1 protein-coding gene is annotated in these 1,231 nt (G+C 40.1%); it reads left to right on the top strand.

Annotated features, from left to right (window positions below):
- Nucleotides 1-1,231 (top strand): bifunctional diguanylate cyclase/phosphodiesterase (locus tag A3763_RS00970; protein WP_156494793.1); only part of this gene is annotated, 1,231 nt, incomplete at both ends.

The following is a 1,231-nucleotide window of genomic DNA, read 5'->3' as shown; positions in this document are numbered from 1 at the left end:
ATCGCCTAATACCGAAGGTCTGATTCAGAGTAAACTCAAGTGCACCGATGCAAATGGTGACACGCATTGGATGAAGACCAGTATTTCATTGCTTAAAAGCCATCCCTATCAAGAAACCTCAGAAATATCTCACTATGTGATTACTTTCGAAGATATCACCGATATCAAGAATCATCACGATGAAATGGAACGTATGGCTTTATACGACCCGCTGACAGGTCTAGAAAATCGGGTACTATTCCAGAAGAGGCTCGAGTCAGCAATTCAAAATGCCAAACGTAATATGGTAAAAGCTGCATTGTTGTTTATTGATATAGATAACTTCAAAACCATTAATGACTCCCTAGGTCATCAGGCCGGTGACGAGATTCTAAAATCCGTCGCCAAGCGCTTGAATGAGCATGTAAGGCAAAACGATAGCATTGCTCGTATCAGTGGTGATGAATTTACAGTCTTACTAAGCAACATTAAGAATTACGAAGATGCCAGTAAAGTAACACAGAATATAATCAACTCTTTTGAATCTCCCGTGATCATCGACACTCAGGAAGTCTTTATCACCGCGAGTATTGGCATTAGCGTCACCCCTGAAGACTCGCTTAATGACACTGACCTTATTAATAATGCCGACATCGCTATGTATCAGGCAAAGCAAAGCGGCAGAAACAATTATCAATTCTTCTCTGAAGATATGAACAACGAGATCCGCTATAAAATAAAGACAGAAAAGGAAATTCAGCACAGCATTGAAAACCAAGACTTCTTTTTGGTTTATCAGCCGATTCTCGATTTAAAAGATCAAAGCATTTCAGGCGTAGAAGCATCTCTACGCTGGCAATACACTGAAGAAGATATTCGTATGCCCGATGATTTTATCTCGATAGCAGAAAATGCAGGCAGCATTATTCCTCTCGGTAACTGGGTGCTAAAACAGCTTGTAAAAGATATCCAAAGACTACTTAAAGAAGGCATCAAAGATATTAGCTTTAGTGTCAACATATCGCCTAGACAACTTAAAGACCGTTACTTTGTTTCTGAAGTACGAGCGCTATTTTCCGAACACCCGAACTATATTAAATACCTGCATTTCGAGGTAGTTGAAAAGTGCTTCGTTGACCAAAAGCCCGAAGTGATTGGTCGTCTAAAAGAACTGAAAGATGTGGGCGTTCATATTATCATCGATCGTTTTGGTTCAGGCTATGCGTCAATGAGCTACTTGAAACAAGTTCCG

It is taken from the genome of Oleiphilus sp. HI0128, from assembly GCF_001635365.1.
Note: the sequence above shows the minus strand (reverse complement) of the source record. Positions and strands in the feature narration are given on the sequence as shown.